General features: G+C 66.0%; 22 protein-coding genes. 8 read left to right on the top strand and 14 right to left on the bottom strand.

Annotated elements, in window-relative coordinates; translation table 11 throughout:
• Positions 1-29: 29 nt before the first annotated feature.
• Complete coding sequence (locus QVG61_RS00755) at positions 30-377, top strand: pentapeptide repeat-containing protein (protein ID WP_289931392.1); 348 nt, start codon at positions 30-32, stop codon at positions 375-377.
• 402 nt (positions 378-779) lie between these two features.
• Here QVG61_RS00755 and QVG61_RS00750 read toward each other — a convergent pair whose 3' ends face one another.
• The 10 genes from QVG61_RS00750 to hisB are packed head-to-tail and all read right to left on the bottom strand — an operon-like array spanning position 780 to position 7,741.
• Positions 780-2,591 carry a DUF255 domain-containing protein gene (locus QVG61_RS00750; RefSeq protein ID WP_289931390.1) on the bottom strand — a complete coding sequence of 604 codons (1,812 nt, stop codon included), beginning with the start codon at positions 2,589-2,591 and terminating at the stop codon, positions 780-782.
• Positions 2,592-2,631: 40 nt separating this feature from the next.
• Positions 2,632-3,489, bottom strand: a complete 858-nt coding sequence (gene tatC / locus QVG61_RS00745; protein ID WP_289931388.1) for a twin-arginine translocase subunit TatC — start codon at positions 3,487-3,489, stop codon at positions 2,632-2,634.
• Complete coding sequence (gene tatB, locus QVG61_RS00740; protein ID WP_289931386.1) at positions 3,476-3,850, bottom strand: Sec-independent protein translocase protein TatB; 375 nt, start codon at positions 3,848-3,850, stop codon at positions 3,476-3,478. Before tatB ends, tatC begins: the two co-directional genes overlap by 14 nt.
• A gap of 39 nt (positions 3,851-3,889) precedes the next feature.
• A complete protein-coding gene (gene tatA / locus QVG61_RS00735; protein ID WP_354671225.1) occupies positions 3,890-4,117 on the bottom strand; it encodes a twin-arginine translocase TatA/TatE family subunit in 228 nt (75 codons plus the stop codon).
• A gap of 29 nt (positions 4,118-4,146) precedes the next feature.
• Positions 4,147-4,476 carry a phosphoribosyl-ATP diphosphatase gene (locus tag QVG61_RS00730; protein ID WP_289931384.1) on the bottom strand — a complete coding sequence of 110 codons (330 nt, stop codon included), beginning with the start codon at positions 4,474-4,476 and terminating at the stop codon, positions 4,147-4,149.
• Between the two features lie 29 nt (positions 4,477-4,505).
• Positions 4,506-4,892 (bottom strand): phosphoribosyl-AMP cyclohydrolase, encoded by a 387-nt coding sequence (gene hisI, locus QVG61_RS00725; protein ID WP_289931383.1) that lies wholly within the window; start codon positions 4,890-4,892, stop codon positions 4,506-4,508.
• Positions 4,889-5,659, bottom strand: coding sequence for an imidazole glycerol phosphate synthase subunit HisF (hisF, locus tag QVG61_RS00720; RefSeq protein WP_289931381.1), 771 nt, complete (start codon positions 5,657-5,659; stop codon positions 4,889-4,891). The genes hisI and hisF overlap by 4 nt, the downstream gene beginning before the upstream one ends.
• Before the next feature lie 10 nt (positions 5,660-5,669).
• A complete protein-coding gene (gene hisA / locus QVG61_RS00715) occupies positions 5,670-6,413 on the bottom strand; it encodes a 1-(5-phosphoribosyl)-5-[(5-phosphoribosylamino)methylideneamino]imidazole-4-carboxamide isomerase (RefSeq protein WP_289931380.1) in 744 nt (247 codons plus the stop codon).
• A 46-nt stretch (positions 6,414-6,459) separates the two neighbouring features.
• A complete protein-coding gene (gene hisH, locus QVG61_RS00710) occupies positions 6,460-7,101 on the bottom strand; it encodes an imidazole glycerol phosphate synthase subunit HisH (RefSeq protein ID WP_289931379.1) in 642 nt (213 codons plus the stop codon).
• A 49-nt stretch (positions 7,102-7,150) separates the two neighbouring features.
• Positions 7,151-7,741 (bottom strand): imidazoleglycerol-phosphate dehydratase HisB, encoded by a 591-nt coding sequence (gene hisB, locus QVG61_RS00705; RefSeq protein ID WP_289931378.1) that lies wholly within the window; start codon positions 7,739-7,741, stop codon positions 7,151-7,153.
• A gap of 256 nt (positions 7,742-7,997) precedes the next feature.
• Here hisB and fnr point away from each other — a divergent pair, with 256 nt between their 5' ends.
• From fnr to QVG61_RS00670, 7 genes are all read left to right on the top strand, one after another.
• Positions 7,998-8,756 (top strand): fumarate/nitrate reduction transcriptional regulator Fnr, encoded by a 759-nt coding sequence (gene fnr / locus QVG61_RS00700; protein ID WP_289931377.1) that lies wholly within the window; start codon positions 7,998-8,000, stop codon positions 8,754-8,756.
• 415 nt (positions 8,757-9,171) lie between these two features.
• Complete coding sequence (ccoN, locus tag QVG61_RS00695; protein ID WP_289931375.1) at positions 9,172-10,587, top strand: cytochrome-c oxidase, cbb3-type subunit I; 1,416 nt, start codon at positions 9,172-9,174, stop codon at positions 10,585-10,587.
• 13 nt (positions 10,588-10,600) lie between these two features.
• On the top strand, positions 10,601-11,209 hold the full coding sequence (gene ccoO / locus QVG61_RS00690; RefSeq protein WP_289931374.1) for a cytochrome-c oxidase, cbb3-type subunit II: 609 nt from the start codon (positions 10,601-10,603) through the stop codon (positions 11,207-11,209).
• An 11-nt stretch (positions 11,210-11,220) separates the two neighbouring features.
• A complete protein-coding gene (locus tag QVG61_RS00685; protein WP_289932798.1) occupies positions 11,221-11,406 on the top strand; it encodes a cbb3-type cytochrome c oxidase subunit 3 in 186 nt (61 codons plus the stop codon).
• A complete protein-coding gene (gene ccoP / locus QVG61_RS00680; protein WP_289931373.1) occupies positions 11,399-12,307 on the top strand; it encodes a cytochrome-c oxidase, cbb3-type subunit III in 909 nt (302 codons plus the stop codon). Before QVG61_RS00685 ends, ccoP begins: the two co-directional genes overlap by 8 nt.
• Positions 12,308-12,783: 476 nt before the next feature.
• Positions 12,784-14,190, top strand: coding sequence for a cytochrome c oxidase accessory protein CcoG (gene ccoG / locus QVG61_RS00675; RefSeq protein ID WP_289931372.1), 1,407 nt, complete (start codon positions 12,784-12,786; stop codon positions 14,188-14,190).
• A 1-nt stretch (position 14,191) separates the two neighbouring features.
• Complete coding sequence (locus QVG61_RS00670) at positions 14,192-14,704, top strand: FixH family protein (RefSeq protein ID WP_289931371.1); 513 nt, start codon at positions 14,192-14,194, stop codon at positions 14,702-14,704.
• Positions 14,705-14,727: 23 nt separating this feature from the next.
• On the opposite strand, the gene dtd is transcribed toward QVG61_RS00670, so the two are convergent.
• The 4 genes from dtd to QVG61_RS00650 all read right to left on the bottom strand — a co-directional run bounded on the left by dtd (position 14,728) and on the right by QVG61_RS00650 (position 17,556).
• Positions 14,728-15,177 (bottom strand): D-aminoacyl-tRNA deacylase, encoded by a 450-nt coding sequence (gene dtd / locus QVG61_RS00665; protein WP_289931370.1) that lies wholly within the window; start codon positions 15,175-15,177, stop codon positions 14,728-14,730.
• Entirely contained in the window at positions 15,174-16,136 is a 963-nt protein-coding gene (pip, locus tag QVG61_RS00660; protein ID WP_289931369.1) for a prolyl aminopeptidase, read from the bottom strand. Before pip ends, dtd begins: the two co-directional genes overlap by 4 nt.
• A 100-nt stretch (positions 16,137-16,236) precedes the next feature.
• Complete coding sequence (locus tag QVG61_RS00655) at positions 16,237-16,728, bottom strand: DsrE/DsrF/DrsH-like family protein (RefSeq protein WP_289932734.1); 492 nt, start codon at positions 16,726-16,728, stop codon at positions 16,237-16,239.
• Between the two features lie 393 nt (positions 16,729-17,121).
• Complete coding sequence (locus QVG61_RS00650) at positions 17,122-17,556, bottom strand: rhodanese-like domain-containing protein (protein ID WP_289931368.1); 435 nt, start codon at positions 17,554-17,556, stop codon at positions 17,122-17,124.
• Between the last annotated feature and the right edge of the window lie 123 nt (positions 17,557-17,679).

The following is a 17,679-nucleotide window of genomic DNA, read 5'->3' as shown; positions in this document are numbered from 1 at the left end:
ATGCCTCCGGCAACCACGAGGGAGAGACCATGAGCGAACAGACCACACCCAGCATCAGCGACGATCCGCTCTACCAGCTGCTGCGCGAGGGGCGCATCGACGAGTTCAACCAGCAGAAGGCGGAAGGCGCAACCATCAACCTGTCCGGCGTCGATCTGCGTGGCATCGACCTGAAGGGACTTGATGCCGCCGGCATCGACTTCCGCAACACCTATTTCCGCCAGGCCGACCTGCGCGGCATCGACTTCAGCCAGTGCCGTCTGGAAGGCGCCAGCATCCATGCCGCCAAGATCTCCGGCTGCCTGTTCCCGCCCGAGCTGGCCGCGGAGGAGATCGTCCTCTCCCTGGAGCACGGCACCCGGATGCGCTATCGCTAACCCGGATATTGCATCAGGCCCCCGGATGATGGCGTGGCCGGACCCGCCGGGGATCGCGGCCTGGAGACCGCTCCTGCGGGGCATGGCGGCACCCTGGTAGGAGCGGCCTCCAGGCCGCGATTGGCGTGGTGTTATTAACCCGGCAACTGAATATGCCGGATTCAGGCGATCGTAGCGAGCATGGTGGGAGAACGAGAACGAATCTTCACGATTTCGAGACGCATCGTGGGCACTACGCAACGAGAAACCGGGGAGATTCGGGCCGTTCTCCTGCCCGCACAATAGATCAGTCCCAAGTCCGACAGGCTGCCAACCCGGAAATTGCATCGGGCCCCGGACGATGGCGTGGCCTGACCCGCCGGGAATCGCGGCCTGGAGGCTGCTCCTGCGGAGCATGGCGGCTCAATCCCCGGGCGCAGGGTACAGCGCCACGTGGCTCGCATACCAGAAGGCATGGTCACGCACCGTGGAGGCGGCGGCGAGCAGGGCCGCCTCCGCCTGGCGGCGCAGCGCGCTGTCGCCCTGGCGCGCGGCCACCGCCAGGCTGACCCGGATCAGCACCGCCGAGGGCGAGGGCAGTGCGCCGTCGGCCAGGGCCGGCTCGCTGCTGCCCCAGGGCAGCAGCGGCCGATCGTCGAGACGCCAGCCGCGGGCATCGTGGAAACGCTGCCAGGCATCGGCCACCAGGGCCTGCACCGCCTGCCGCGTGCCGGCGTCGCCGTAGGCCTCCGCCCAGGCCCAGAGCGCCTCGGCGACATAGGCATAGTCCTCCAGCGAGGCCCGGCCCAGGGTCTCGTCATACCCCCGGGCCCGGCGCAGGCTGCCATCGGGAGCGCGGAACTCGCGCAACAGGAAGAGCCGCATCCGGTCCGCCGCCGCCCGAAAGCGCTGCCGGTCGGCCGCCGTCGACATACCCTGTGCCGCCTCCACCAGGGCGCTCAGCACCAGCGCATTCCAGCCGGCCAGCCGCTTGTCGTCCACCGGCAGACTGCGCCGGCTGCGCGCCGCCAGCAGCCGCCCACGCACCCCGTCCAGCCAGCGCCGGGCGGCCTCCAGGCTCAGGCCTTCGGCGCGGGCGAAATCCGCCAGCGGCATGGCCGGAACCAGCAGGTAACCCGCCTCGAAGCGCGGCGGACGATCGAGCCCGAACAGGCGCTGCAGCCGGCCCCGGTCTGCCTCCGGCAGGGTCTGCCCCAGCACCGCCTTCGTCCACAGGTAGTAGCCGCCCTCGACGCCCTCGGCATCGACCGCGGAGAAACTGGCCACGCAGCCGCCCTCCCCGGGACACATCTCGCGCAGCAGGAAATCCAGGGCCTCGCGGGCGACCTCCTCCCAGCGCGGCTCGGCCAGCTGGCGCGCCGCGCGCAGATAGAGCCGGGCCAGCAGGGCATTGTCGTAGAGCATCTTCTCGAAATGGGGGGTCTCCCAGCCTGGATCCACGCAGTAGCGGAAGAAACCGCCACCAATGTGATCGCGCAGGGCACGGCCGGCCATCTGCTCCAGGGTCAGGCGCAGGTGGGCCTCCAGCGTGGGCTCCTCCTGCCGGGCCAGCAGTTCGAGGCCGGCCAGCAGCTGGGGCGCCATGGGAAAGCGGGACTGTCCGCCGAAGCCGCCCTGCAGCTCGTCGGCATAGCCCAGCCACTGGCTGCGCAGCGCCTGGCGCAGATAGCGCGGATCCACCGGGATCGGCTCGGCGGACGCCGCCTCGGGGGCGCCCGCCGCCTCGCGCGCCAGCCGGGCCAGTTCCTGCGCCTCCCTTGCCCAGCGCTGCTGCAGGCTCTCCAGCAGGCTGCGGAATTCATCCGCCGGCAGGTAGGTGGCGCCGACCAGGGGATAACCCTCCGGCGTGAGGAAGACGTTCAGCGGCCAGCCGGCGCTGCCCCGGCTGCGCTCCACGAAGTCGATCAACTGCGCATCCAGCGCCGGCTGCAGTTCGCGGTCGACCTTGACCGGAACGAAGTGCTTGTTGATGAAGGCGGCCAGCTGCGGATCGCGGTAGCTCTCGCGCTGCATGACGTGACACCAGTGGCAGGCGAAGTAGCCGCTGGAGATGAACAACAGCTTGTTCTCGCGCCGCGCCTGCTCCAGGGCGGCACGGCCCCAGGGCTGCCAGTCGACCGGATCCTCGCCGTGCATGGCGAGATAGGGTGAGGGATGGCCAAGCAGGCGGTTGGCCGCCACAAGGGGGAACGGCGCCAGCAGGCAGCCGAGCAACAGCAGACTCAGCCAGGCCCCCAGGGCGCGGCCCGGGCGTTCAGTGACCGGACTGTTTATCCTCTTCCTCCTCGATGCGGTCCAGCTCGGCCTCCATCTCCGCCTCGCTGAGCGGCGCCTCCCCTGTCTCCTCCGGGGCGGCCTCACGCGCCCGGCGCGCCAGGAAACTGCGGGAGACGAAGATGCCGAGCTCGTAGAGCAGCCACATGGGGACCGCCAGCAGGGTCTGGGAGATGATGTCCGGCGGGGTCAGCAACATGCCGATGACGAAGGCACCGACCACCACGTAGGGACGCTTCTCGGCCAGGGCCTCGGGGGTGGTCATGCCCATCCAGACCATGACGAAGGTTGCCACCGGCACCTCGAAGGCCGCGCCGAAGGCGAAGAACAGCATCATCTCGAAATCCAGATACCTGCCGATGTCCGGCGTGACCGCCACCCCCTCGGGCGCGGTGCTGGTGAGGAACAGCGAGAGGATGGGCAGGATGACGAAATAGGCGAAGGCCGCGCCGGCATAGAACAGGAAGGTACTGGAGACCAGCAGCGGCAGGGCGATGCGCCGCTCGTGGCGGTACAGGCCGGGGGCGATGAAACCCCAGGCCTGGTAGAGCACATAGGGCATGGCCAGAAAGATGGCCAGCACCAGGGTTGCCTTGAGCGGGATCAGGAAGGGGGCGATGACCTCGACCGCGATCAGCGAGGCGCCCTCCGGCAGATTGCGGCTCAGCGGCTCGGCCATCAGCGAGAAGATGCTGTTGGCGAAGGGGCTCATGACCAGGAACAGCACCAGCACTGCCAGCACCATGCGCAGCAGCCGGTCGCGCAACTCCAGGAGATGCGACATGAACGGCTGTTCGTTGTCCTCGACCGGTTCGGTCGGCGGTTCAGGCGTGGTCATCTTGGCGCTGGATGGCAGGCTTCGCGGCCGCTTCGGCCTCCCCCGCGGGGGCGGCATCGGAAACCGACGGGGTCTCCGCGACGTCCTGTCGCAGCAGCTGCTCGGCGGCGGTTGCGGCGTCGCGCGTCTCCTCGATGATCTCGTGCAGGCCGGCGGACTCGGCCTGCCTGGCGAGGGTCTGCTTGAGTTCCTCGGCGGCGATCTCGCGGTCGATCTCGGACTTGACGCTGCGCACCACGCTGCGCGCCTTGCCCAACCAGAGGCCGGCGGTGCGCGCCAGGCGCGGCAGCCGTTCCGGCCCCACCACCAGCAGGGCGATGACCATGATCAGGCCGAGTTCCCAGAAACCGATATCAAACATGATGCCTGTGCCCCGCCCTCAAGGGCGGGGACGCCGGTCTCAGGCCTTGTCCTTTTCGCGGGTCGCTTCACCCTCGATGGTCTGGCCTTCCTTGCCCTCCAGCTTTTCCGGGGCGGCGTCCGCTTTCTCGCCTTCCTGGACGGCATTCTTGAAGCCCTTCACCGCCGTGCCCAGGTCGCTGCCCAGGGTACGCAGCCGCTTGGCGCCGAACAGGATGAGCACGATCGCCAGGATGATTAGCAATTGCCAGATACTGATACCCATGATTCTCTCCCACCGCCGGGGCGGCTCTCACTTCATGAATGCGTCTTGGCGCCACGCGCCGCCTTTTCCTCCAGGCCCGACAGGCCGAAGCGGCGCTGCAGCTCGCGCAGCACGTCCTCCGGCCCCAGCCCGCGATGGGCCAGCATGACCAGACTATGAAACCACAGATCGGCGGTTTCATAAACGAGCTGTTCATCGGACCCGCCCTTGGCCGCGAGCAGGGTCTCGGTGGCCTCCTCGCCGACCTTCTTCAGGATGGCGTCCATGCCCCCGGCATAGAGCCGCGCGACATAGGAGGCCTCGGGATCCGCCGCCTTGCGTTCCTCGAGGATCTTCGCCAAACGTTGCAGAACGTCGCTCATCGTGCCCCCATCCGCCTGCTCCCGCAGGGCTATTTGTAGATCTCCGCCGGATCCTTCAGGACCGGCTCCACCGCCACCCAGCGCCCGTCCTCCAGACGGTTGTAGAAACAGCTGTGCCGTCCGGTATGACAGGCGATGCCGCCGATCTGTTCGATCTTCAGTAACACCACGTCCTTGTCGCAGTCGACGCGGATCTCCCGCACCCACTGCACGTGGCCGGAGGACTCGCCCTTGGGCCACAGCCGGCCGCGTGAACGCGACCAGTAGACGGCCTGCCCGCGCTCGGCGGTGAGCCGCAGTGCCTCGCGATTCATCCAGGCGAACATCAGCACCTCGCCGCTCGCCGCGTCCTGGGCGATGGCCGGCACCAGGCCGTCCGCAGTCCACTTGATCTCGTCCAGCCAGGCCTCGCTCACAGCCGCACCTCGATACCATGTTTCGCCATGTACTCCTTGGCCTCGCGGATGCTGTATTCGCCGAAGTGGAAGATGCTCGCCGCCAGCACGGCGTCGGCATGACCCTCGGTGACGCCCTCGACCAGATGCTGCAGCCCGCCGACCCCGCCGGAGGCGATCACCGGCACCTCGACGGCATCGGCCACGGCCCGGGTCAGGGCCAGATCGAAGCCGTCGCGGGTGCCATCGCGGTCCATGCTGGTGAGCAGGATCTCGCCGGCACCGAGCGCGACCATGCGCCGCGCCCAGTCCACGGCATCGATGCCGGTCGGCTTGCGTCCGCCGTGGGTGAAGATCTCCCAGCGCGGCGTCTCGCCGGTCTCGACCTGCTTGGCGTCGATGGCCACCACGATGCACTGCGAACCGAAGCGCTCGGCGGCCTCGCCGACGAACTCGGGGCGGTGCACGGCGGCGGTGTTGATGGCCACCTTGTCGGCACCGGCATTGAGCATGCGGCGGATGTCGGCCAGCTCGCGGATGCCGCCGCCAACGGTCAGCGGGATGAACACCTCGCCGGCGACCTGCTCCACCACCTGTACCATGGTCTGCCGCTGATCGGAACTGGCGGTAATGTCGAGGAAGGTGATCTCGTCGGCGCCTTCCTGATCGTAGCGGCGGGCCACCTCCACCGGGTCACCGGCATCGCGGATCTCGACGAAGCGCACCCCCTTGACGACGCGGCCGGCATCGACGTCGAGGCAGGGGATGATGCGTTTGGCCAGGCCCATCGTCCGCCCCTCAGTGCCCGGCCTCGAGCTCGTCGGCAAGCTTCTGGCCCTCGGCGAAATCCAACGTGCCCTCGTAGATGGCGCGGCCGGTGATGGCGCCGACGATGCCCTCGTCGGCCACCTCGCAGAGGCGGCGGATATCGTCCAGGTTGGTGATGCCGCCCGAGGCAATGACCGGGATGGTGATGGCCCGGGCCAGGCGCACCGTGGCCTCGATGTTGACGCCGCTCATCATGCCGTCACGGCTGATGTCCGTGTAGATGATCGCCTCCACCCCGTCGCGCTCGAAGTGCTGGGCCATGTCGATGACATCATGGTTGGACAGCTTGGACCAGCCGTCGATGGCCACCTTGCCCTCCTTGGCATCCAGACCGACGATGATGTGGCCGGGAAATTCCAGGCACAGGTCGTTGACGAAATGCGGCGCGCTGACCGCCTTGGTGCCGATGATCACGTACTGCACGCCGGCATCGAGATAGGTCTGCACCGTGTCCTCGTCGCGGATGCCGCCACCGACCTGGATCGGCAGCTCGGGAAAGGCCTCGGCCACCCGGCGGATCACCTCGGCGTTGACCGGCTCGCCGGCGAAGGCACCGTTCAGATCGACCATGTGCAGGCGCCGGGCACCGGCCTCGACCCAGCGGCCCGCCACCTGCAGCGGGTCCTCCGAGAATACCGTCTCCTCCTCCATGCGCCCCTGACGCAGGCGCACGCACTTGCCGTCCTTCAGATCGATGGCGGGTATCAGCAGCATGGATGCATTCCTCTCGACGTCTCCGCTGGCTTCGGGTGCTGCGGCCTCAGACCGTCCCGTCCCAGGCAAGGAAATTGGCCAGCAGCCGCAGCCCGACCGTCTGGCTCTTCTCCGGGTGAAACTGGACCGCGAACAGGTTGTCGCGGCCGATGGCCGAGGCAAAGGTCAGGCCGTAATCAGTCCGGCCGGCAACGTGCGCCTCCTGCGCCGGCTCGGCATAGTAGCTGTGCACGAAATAGAAGCGGCTGTCCTGGGGGATGCCCGCCCACAGCGGATGCGGCCGCTGCTGGACCTGGTTCCAGCCCATGTGCGGCACCTTGAGCCGCTCGCCGGCGGCATCGCGCAGCCCCTCCGGGAAGCGCCGCACCCGGCCCGGGATCAGACCCAGCGCCGGCGTACCCTCGTTTTCTTCCGAGAACTCCAGCAGCGCCTGCATGCCCAGACAGACCCCCAGCAGCGGCCGCGTCGCGGCCGCCTCGCGGATCACGCCCACGAGTTCCAGGCGACGCAGCTCCTCCATGCAGTGGCCGATGGCGCCGACGCCGGGAAACACCACCCGGGCGGCGGCCAGGATCCGCCGCGGTTCGCGGGTGATCTGGACCTGCGCCCCCCCGGCCACATGCTCCAGCGCCTTGGCGATGGAATGCAGGTTGCCCATCCCATAATCGATGATCGCGACGGAGTTCATTGGGGATTCAGAGCATTGGGTTCAGGGGTACGGCGGCCCACAGATGGATTCAAAGACTTCCCTTGGTGGAGGGTATCACACCCGACATCCGCGGATCGGCCTCCAGCGCCATGCGCAGCGCCCGGCCGAAGGCCTTGAACACCGTCTCGGCGACGTGATGGGCGTTGTCACCGCGCAGGCCATCGATGTGCAGCGTGGCCGGCGCCTGATTGGCGAAGCCCTGGAAAAACTCGCGCAACAGGTCGACATCGAAGTCACCGATCCGGGCCCGCGGGTAGTCGACGGCATAGACCAGCCCCGGCCGGCCGGAGAAGTCGATCACCACCCGCGACAGCGCCTCGTCCAGCGGCACATAGGCATGACCGTAGCGGCGGATACCCTGCTTGTCGCCCAGCGCCTGGCGGAAGGCCTGCCCCAGGGTGATGCCGATGTCCTCCACCGTGTGGTGGGCATCGATGTGCAGGTCGCCGCGGGCGCTGATCTCCAGGTCGACCAGGCCGTGGCGCGCCACCTGCTCCAGCATGTGCTCCAGAAAGGGCACGCCGGTATCCAGACGGCAGCGGCCGCTGCCGTCGAGATCCACCCTGACCTCGACCTGGGTCTCCAGGGTTTCCCGCGTGACTTCCGACTGACGCTGCATGCTCCGACCTCTGGCAGAATGGTGGGGAGCGGCACCGGGCCGCCCGCCGAGAATTTGAAAACGTGATGAATCCTAACGGAAAACGCGCCTGGTTAGAACACTTTTCAGCGACCGCCCAGCCACGGCCAGCCGGCCGCAGCCGGCGCCGGCACCCCTCTGGGTGCTATCTAAAGTTTAATTGATTTGTATCAAGGAATCTGATCCAATGCAGACATGCGGCCTTCGGGCACACGGACATGGTGACGAGCCCCTGCTTATGAGCGCTTCCAACCCGAAAGTCATCAGCCTGTCGAACATCAAGACCGCATGCGAGAGCTGCAGTCTGCACCAGCTGTGCCTGCCCCTGGAACTGGCCCATGACGACATCGAGGCCCTGGACCGCATCATCAAGCAGCGCAAGCCACTGCACCGCGGCGACTACCTGTTCCAGATGGGCGACCCCTTCCGCGCCATCTACGCGGTCCGTTCCGGCTCCATCAAGACCTTCACCAGTAGCGGCAATGGCGACGAACAGGTCACCGGCTTCCACCTGCCGAGCGAGATCGTCGGCCTGGATGCCATCACCAGCCACCGCCATCCCTGCTCGGCCCGGGCCCTGGAGACCACCAGCGTCTGTGAGATCCCCTTCGACCAGCTGGAAGCCCTGGGCAACCGCATCCCCGGTCTGCAGCGCCAGCTGCTGCGAATCATGAGCCGGGAAATCCTCGAAGATCAGAACATGATGATCTGGCTGGGGAAAAAGTCCGCCGAGGAACGCCTGGCGGCACTCCTGCTGCGCATCTCCCAGCGCTTCCAGGAACGCAAGTTCTCGGCCCTGGAATTCAATCTCAGCATGTCGCGCACCGACATCGCCAACTACCTGGGCCTGGCGGTGGAGACCGTCAGCCGACTGTTCTCCCGCTTCCAGCAGGAAGGCCTGCTCAATGTCGACCGCAAGCACCTGATCATCCACGACCTCGACGGCCTGCAGCGCATGGCCGGCATCGACCCGGCGCGCCACCCCCGCTCCAGCTGAGCTTCCAGCCGTTCCTGTCACGGGAACATAACCTTTTTTTGACTTGGGTCATTCCTCGAAGTTCCCTTGCTGCGCACACTACCGCCTGTGCGATCTGGCGCAATGGGGGGCTTGTCCCTGCGGCAGATCGGCTTCCGGCTGCACGCGCATGTCGGACGGCGTCCTTGCGCCCGCTGGACCCGGAGCATCACCCCGGGTATTTAAGAATCTTCTAAACGACGAGACACATGGCCGGCCGCCGCCCCCTCGGGGGAAGCAGGCCATCCAGTGCAACAGGGGAGATTCCAGCGGCTCAGGGGACCGCCCCACGTGGCGTGCGACGGCAGCCCCAGGCACGGCAGCACAAGCCCGTCCCCGGCCGGCACCAGCCGGGTCGGCCATCTAGGGTTCAATCAATCTTGCGTGAGGTTGTCCAATGGATACATCGACCACTTACAACTATAAGGTCGTACGCCAGTTCGCCATCATGACCGTCATCTGGGGCATCGTTGGCATGTTGGTCGGCGTGTTTATCGCCGCCGAACTGGTCTGGCCGCAACTCAACATGGATACGCCCTGGCTGACTTTCAGCCGCCTGCGTCCGCTGCATACCAATGCCGTGATCTTCGCCTTCGGCGGCTCGGCACTGTTCGCGACGTCCTACTACGTCGTACAGCGCACCTGTCAGACACGGCTGTTCTCGGACGGGCTGGCCGCCTTCACCTTCTGGGGCTGGCAGCTGGTCATCGTGCTGGCCGCGGTCACCCTGCCGCTGGGCATCACCACCAGCAAGGAGTACGCCGAGCTGGAATGGCCGATCGACCTGCTGATCACCGTGGTCTGGGTGTGCTACGCCATCGTCTTCTTCGGCACCATCATGAAGCGGCGCACTTCTCATATCTACGTGGCCAACTGGTTCTACGGCGCCTTCATCCTGACCATCGCCGTGCTGCATGTGGTCAACAGCGCCGCACTACCGGTCACCCTGACCAAGTCCTACTCGGTCTATCCGGGCGCCATCGATGCCATGGTGCAATGGTGGTACGGTCACAACGCGGTCGGCTTCTTCCTGACCGCCGGCTTCCTTGGCATGATGTACTACTTCGTGCCCAAGCAGGCAGGCCGGCCGGTTTACTCCTACCGCCTCTCGGTAGTGCACTTCTGGGCCCTGATCTCCACCTACATGTGGGCCGGCCCGCATCACCTGCACTATACCGCGCTGCCCGACTGGACCCAGTCGGTGGGCATGATCTTCTCGCTGATCCTGCTGGCACCGTCCTGGGGTGGCATGATCAACGGCATGATGACCCTGTCCGGCGCCTGGCATAAGCTGCGCACCGATCCGATCCTCAAGTTCCTCATCGTCTCGCTGTCGTTCTACGGCATGTCGACCTTCGAGGGACCGATGATGGCCATCAAGACGGTCAACTCGCTGTCCCACTACACCGACTGGACCATCGGCCACGTCCACTCCGGCGCCCTGGGCTGGGTGGCCATGGTGTCGATCGGCTCCATGTACTATGTCATCCCGCGCATGTTCGGCCGCGAGCAGATGTACTCCATCAAGCTGGTCGACCTGCACTTCTGGACGGCGACCATCGGCGTGGTGCTGTACATCGTGTCGATGTGGATCTCCGGCATCATGCAGGGCCTGATGTGGCGTGCGGTCAACGATGACGGCACCCTCACCTACAGCTTCGTCGAGAGTGTGGAGGCCATGCATCCCTTCTACTTCGTACGCTTCCTCGGCGGCGCCGTGTTCCTGAGCGGCATGCTGATCATGGCCTACAACGTCGTCAAGACCGTCTCGGGCAACCGTCCGGTCGAAGGCGCCATTCCGCAGACGGCCTAAGGGGGATTCACTCATGAGCCATGAAGTAGTTGAAAAAAATGTCGGCCTGATGGCGATCCTGATCCTGCTGGTGATCAGCGTCGGCGGTCTGGTCGAGATCGTGCCCCTGTTCTTCCTCAAGAGCACCACCGAGCCGGTGGAGGGCCTCAAGCCACTCACTGCCCTGCAGCTGGAGGGACGTGACATCTACGTCCGCGAGGGCTGTTACCTCTGCCATTCGCAGATGATCCGGCCGTTCCGCGCCGAGACCGAGCGTTATGGCCATTACTCGGTGGCTGGCGAGTTCGTCTATGACCACCCCTTCCAGTGGGGCTCCAAGCGCACCGGTCCGGATCTGGCGCGCGTCGGCGGCCGCTACTCTGACGAATGGCACCGGGTGCATCTGATGAACCCGCGTGACGTGGTGCCGGAATCGGTGATGCCGGGCTTCCCCTGGCTGGCCGAGAACGTCCTCGATGGTGCCGACACGCCGAAGAAGATGAAGGTGCTGCGCACCCTGGGCGTGCCCTACACCGATGAGGACATCGCCGGGGCAACGGCAGCCGTCAAGGGCAAGACCGAGATGGATGCCATGATCGCCTACCTGCAGAATCTGGGCACCGTGATCAAGGCGCGGAGGTAATCGACATGAACATCGACATCAACGACATCCGCTCGCTGTTCACCGTCCTGGTCTTCGCCTCGTTCATCGGCGTCTGGATCTGGGCCTGGAGCAGCAAGCGCAAGCAGGCCTTCGAGGAAGCGGCCAACCTGCCCTTTGTCGAAGACGACATCCCTGTAGTCACAGACAATCAGAAGAAGGACGAGACCCATGAATGATTTTACGTTCTCGAGTGAATTCTGGAACTGGTGGGTCATCCTGCTCACCGTCGGCAACATCCTTGCCTGCTGGTGGCTGATCGTCTGGACCTCGAAGAAGCGCGCCGGCGAGGCCGCTGCCGGCGAGGTCACCGGTCACACCTGGGACGAGACCCTGCAGGAGTTCAACAACCCCCTGCCGCGCTGGTGGCTGTGGCTGTTCTACGGCACGCTGATCTTCAGCGCCGCCTACCTGGTCCTCTACCCGGGGCTGGGCAGCTTCCAGGGCGTGCTCGGCTGGACCGAGGAAAACCAGTACGACGCCGAGATGCAGGCGGCCGCCGCCAAGTACGACCCGATCTTCGCCCGCTATGCCCAGCAGGACATCGCCAGCCTGGCCAAGGACCGGCAGGCGGTGAAGATCGGCCAGCGGCTGTTCCTCAACTACTGCTCGGTCTGTCATGGCTCGGATGCCCGCGGCACCCGCGGCTTCCCCAACCTGACCGACAACGACTGGCTGTACGGCGGTGATCCGGCCACCATCGAGAAGAGCATTCTCGATGGTCGCCAGGGCGCCATGCCGGCCTGGAAAGACGCGCTCGGCGAGCAGGGCGTCGACGAGGTGGCAGAGTATGTCCTGTCGCTCAGCGGCCGCAAGGTCGACAGCGCCAAGGCCGAGGCCGGCAAGGTCCGCTTCGAGACCATGTGTGCCGCCTGCCACGGCATGGACGGCAAGGGCAACCCGGCCCTCGGCGCCCCCAACCTGACCGACAACATCTGGCTGTACGGCGGTTCGCCCGGCACCGTCCGCAAGACCATTGCCGGAGGACGCAACGGTCGCATGCCGGCGCACCGCGAGTTCCTCGGCGAGGACAAGGTGCACCTGCTGGCAGCCTATATCTACAGCTTGTCAGCCAAGTAACCGGAACCCTTCCGGTGGTGACGGCGGGCCTGGTGCCCGCCGTTTTTTTTTGCTCTCCTGCTAACGCCGGGGACAGCGGCTCGATCTTTTCGCGATCTGACGATCGCTCCTACAGGGGATACCGCCATGCCGGGTGGGAGTGGTCGCCAGGCCGTGATTCTCCGGCCGTCCGCGATGCCCCCTTTTTGCCCGTCACCGCCATCTGGGACGGCAAAAATGCGCGGGAAACTTGCTCCAGATCAGCAACTCCAGGGCACAGGACAAGTATATTAGTTTCTTCTTAACTAGGTCGATTGCTGGCAGCCGCATCCGCGATGCGGCAACGCCTGCAAAAGGTCGCAGAGCCCGCGACATCGAATTGGCCTAGAATGGTGGCCTCGGCCGGGCCCGCGCCGCCGCACGCCCGGTCAACCTGTGTCATCCATCGTCTGTCAGCCCCTGTGGCGACACGACAAGAACCCAACGACGGATCAGGCATGAACACGACCCAGAAAGCCGCTGCCGGCAACGGGCAGCCCGACGAGCCAATCTATCAGAAACGCAAGAAGATCTACGCCCGGGAGGTCCAGGGACCCTTCGCCAGGCTGCGCTGGCTGGCCGTGCTGGTCCTGCTCGGTCTCTACTATTTCCTGCCCTGGATCGACTTCGACGGCCACCAGTCGGTGCTCTTCGACCTGCCGGACCGCAAGTTCTACCTCTTCGGCCTGACCTTCTGGCCCCAGGACTTCTTCTACCTGGCCTGGCTGCTGGTGATCGCCGCCCTGGCCCTGTTCTTCTTCACCACCCTGGCCGGGCGCCTGTGGTGCGGCTATGCCTGTCCGCAGACCGTCTGGACCGAGGTCTTCATGTGGATCGAGCACCGCATCGAGGGCGACCGCCCCAAGCAGATGAAGCTCGACCGGATGCCGCTGAACGCCACCAAGTTCCGCATCAAGGCCACCAAGCACCTCCTCTGGCTGCTGTTCTCCGCCTGGACCGGCTTCACCTTCGTCGGCTTCTTCACCCCCATTCGCGAGCTGTCGACCTCGCTGATGAACCTGTCGCTCGGCCCCTGGGAAAGCTTCTGGATCTTCTTCTACGGCTTCGCCACCTATGGCAACGCCGGCTGGCTGCGGGAACAGGTGTGCATCTACATGTGCCCCTATGCCCGCTTCCAGAGCGCGATGTTCGACAAGGACACCCTGGTCATCGCCTATGACGAAAAGCGCGGTGAGCCGCGCGGCGCCCGCAAGCGCGGAGCCGATCCGCAGGCCCTGGGCCTCGGCGACTGCATCGACTGCACCCTCTGCGTCCAGGTCTGCCCGACCGGCATCGACATCCGCAACGGCCTGCAGTACCAGTGCATCGGCTGTGCCGCCTGCATCGACGTCTGCGACCAGGTGATGGAAAAGATGGGCTATCCCAAGGGCCTGATCCGCTACACCACCGAGAACCGCATGGAGGGCAAGTCCAGTCATATCCTCCATTTCCGCACCCTGCTCTACGGCGGCCTGCTGCTGCTGCTCAGCGCCGGCCTGGTCTACTCCATCTCCCAGCGCGTCCCGGTCGGCCTGGACATCATCCGCGACCGCAACACCCTCTACCGGGAGACCGACACCGGGCTGATCGAGAACGTCTACATCCTCAAGCTGATCAACATGGACGAGCGGCCGCACAGCTACACCCTCAAGGCGGAGGGGCTACCGGAGCTGGAGCTCGACACCGGCCGAGAGCAGATCGAGGTGCCGGCGGGCAGCGTGATCAACCTGCCGCTGCGACTGCGGATCGATCCGATCAACCTCAAGCAGCCCAGCAACGAGATCAGCTTCACCCTGCAGGCGGTCGACGACCCGAGCATCCACATCGAACAGCGGGCCCGTTTCCTCGGCCCGGCAGGAGGTTAGAATGAACGATCCGGCACAGCCGCCCCCCTGGTACCGCCAGTTCTGGCCCTGGTTTCTGATCGCCCTGCCGGCCTCGGCGGTGATCGGCGGCCTGGCCACGGTCTACATCGCCGTGCAGAGCCAGGACAGCCTGGTGGTGGACGACTATTACAAGGAAGGCCTGGCCATCAACCAGGCGCTGGACCGTGAGCATCGCGCCGCCGAGCTCGGCCTGTCCGGCCTGCTGCGCTTCCTCCCCGAGCAGAGCGAACTGCGCATCACCCTCAACGGCGACAACGCCACCCTGAGCACACTGGATCATCTGGAACTGCACCTGGTTCATCCGACCCGCGCCGAACTGGACCGCAGCCTGATCCTGGAACGCAATGCCAGGGGAGAATACGTGGCCGGGATCAGCGCGGCACCGGCGGCCCGCTGGTACCTCCAGCTCCAGCCGGCCTCGGGCGAATGGCGCCTGACCGGCCGCCTGGACCTGTCCCGGGGCGGGCAAGCCGCGCTCTCGGCGGGTTCCTGAGATTCCAGGCGGCCGCCGCGCGCTCAGCGGACGGGGGGCACCTCCAGCCAGAAGGTCACCGGTCCCTCGTTGACCAGGGCCACCTGCATGTCGGCCCCGAAGCGGCCAGCCGCCACCGGCGCATGACGCTCCCGGGCGCGTGCCAGCAGGTACTCGAACCAGCGCTGCCCCTCGGCCGGTGCCGCGGCCGGTGTGAAGCTCGGCCGCATCCCCTTGCGGGTGTCCGCCGCCAGGGTGAACTGTGGCACCAGCAGCAGACCGCCCCCCACCTCGGTCAGGGCCAGGTTCATCCGCCCTGCGTCATCCGCAAACACCCGGTAGCCGAGCAGACGGTCGAGCAGGCGGTCGGCCTCGGCCGCGCCATCCCCCCGCTGCACCCCGACCAGCACCAGCAGCCCCGCCCCGATCGCAGCGACGCGCTCGCCGGCAACCCGGACCTCGGCCTGGCTGACCCGCTGGAGCAGCCCGATCATGCCCGAGAGATCAGCCGGGCGGCCATCTCGTCGGTGGCCGCCACCAGGGCCGCAGCGATGCCGGGCTCGGTGGCCGAGTGCCCGGACGCATCCACAATCTGCAGCCGCGCCGCCGGCCAGGCCCGGGCCAGGGCCTGCGCCTGCTCCGGCGGGCAGACGCAATCGTAGCGCCCATGCACGATAATGCCGGGTATCTCCGCCAACTGGCCGGCATCCTCGAGGATCTGGTTCGGCTTCAGGAAGCACCGATTGATGAAATAATGGCTCTCGATGCGCGCCAGGGCGAGTGCGGTGAAGGGATCGGCGAAATGCCTGACCACGTCCTTGCGCGGAGAGAGGGTCGCCGTTCGCGCCTCCCACAGCGACCAGGCCTTGGCCGCGGCCATGCGCTGCACCTCGTCGTCACCGGTCAGCCGGCGGTGGTAGGCCGCCATCAGGTCGTCGCGCTCTGCGGGCGGGATGGGATCCAGGAAATCCTCCCAATAGTCCGGAAACAGGCGACTGGCCCCATCCTGGTAGAACCAGTGCAGGTCACGCGGCCGGCAGAGGAAGATGCCGCGCAGCACCAGGCCGAGCACCCGCTCGCCGTGGGCCTGGGCATAGACCAGCGCCAGGGTCGAGCCCCAGGAGCCACCGAATACCAGCCAGCGGTCGATCTGCAGATGCCGGCGGATGGCCTCGATGTCCGCCACCAGGGCCGCGGTGTCGTTGCCCTCCAGACTGGCATGCGGCGTGGAACGGCCACAGCCCCGCTGGTCGAAGAGTACGATGCGGTAGCGCTCGGGATCGAAGAACCGCCGCTGATAGGGCTCGCAGCCTGCGCCGGGCCCACCGTGCAGCACCAGTACCGGCAGGCCGGCCGGGTTGCCACACTCCTCGACGTGCAGGCGGTGCGGCGGGACCACGGCGACCGTGTGCTGGACATAGGGGCCGATCTCGGGATAGAGGGAGGTTTCCATATGGGCGCTCCTGCCGGAAGTCCGTCAGAGCCGGAACCCGGCTCTCAGAAAGACGAAAGCCCGCACAGGGCGGGCTTTCGGGTTCTTCCTCGCATCGGCCTCAGATGAACAGGCAGACGTCCGAGTCCTTGGCGACCGGCAGGAAGTAGGTGGCGCCGACGTAGTCCACACCGTCGATGAACTCGTCGGTGCTGAAGCCGAACACGTCCACCGTCATCTGGCAGGCCACCATCTTCACCTCGGCCTCGATGCACAGCTCGCGCAGCTCCTCCACCGTCGCCACGCCCTTGTTCTTGAAGGTCTTCTTCATCAGCGTCGTGGCCACCGACTCGAAACCCGGAATACCCGCCATGATCAGGTTCGGCATCGGCCAGTTGATGTCCTGGAACCACTTCGGGCCAAAGGGCATCTTCATCGGCATCGCCGGATTGCCCAGCGGGCTCACCTTGGCCTCGATCTTCTTCTTCAGCAGCAGCAGACCGTAGAAGGTGAAGAACACACTGGTCTCCCAGCCCAGCGCCGCCGCCGTCGAGGCCAGAATGAAGGGCGGATAGGCCCAGTCCAGCGTGCCCTTGGTGGCAATGATCGCCATGCTCGGCGTCCGGCTCTCCTCGATCGCCTCGAGCTTCTGCGGCAACAGTTCGTCCAGCTTCTCGTTCAGCCACTGATCCAGCTGTTCATTGGGGGTTGTTTCCGACATCGTGTCCTCCTCCTAGCCACACACTGCATCGAGTGCATGATGCATACGATAGATCTTGGTTTTTAAGGCAGCGGACGATTCCTGCTGTCACGTGCCCGGCACAAGGCAACAGTCCTGTCCTGACTCTACAAATATCGTTACTTCTCAAGGGTCGATCGCGCCGCAGCCCATGCATCCGCCGACGGCTCTCCGCCCTTCTAGTTATCGGCGAAATCGCCGGAATGGGCCACTATAGGCGGGAGCAGGGAGGGAGTCAACGCAGACCGCCCGGGGGGCCCAGCCGGCTCAGCACTGTTCCCAGGGCAGGCCATGGAAACGCCAGCCACCGACACTGCTGCGGTGGTGGTGCTCATCCAGCTCACCCTCGAAACCCTCGTCGACGTGGTAGACCTGGGTGAAGCCACTCTCCAGCAGGGCCCGTCCCGCCTCCAGCGAACGCTTGCCGCTGCGGCAGATGAGGATCACCGGCACACAACCCGCCGCGCCCTCGGCACAGATGCCACCCAGCACCACCTGCCGTACCTGGGTGACGAAATGCGGATTGACGGTCCAGTCCGGCTCATCGATCCAGGGCACGTGTACCGCACCCGTCGGATGACCTACGAACAGGTATTCCATGTTCGAGCGGATGTCGATCAACACCGTGCGCGGGTCCTGCTGCAGCATCTCCCAGGCCTGCTGGGGCGAGATAGCGACGGGTTCCCTTTCCACCTTGTCCATTGCCTGACACTCCTCATCCGGCCGCGCCGGATCACCTTGCGAAGTATAGCCCGCCTATTGCATCAAGGATTCGATGCTCAGGGCGAAGCCGGCAAGGGGAGCGGCCTTCCTTGCCAAGGCGCC

Source organism: Thiohalobacter sp. IOR34, from assembly GCF_030406045.1.
GTDB lineage: Bacteria > Pseudomonadota > Gammaproteobacteria > Thiohalobacterales > Thiohalobacteraceae.
The sequence above is the reverse complement of the archived record's forward strand: the minus strand, read 5'-3'. Positions and strand labels throughout refer to the sequence as shown.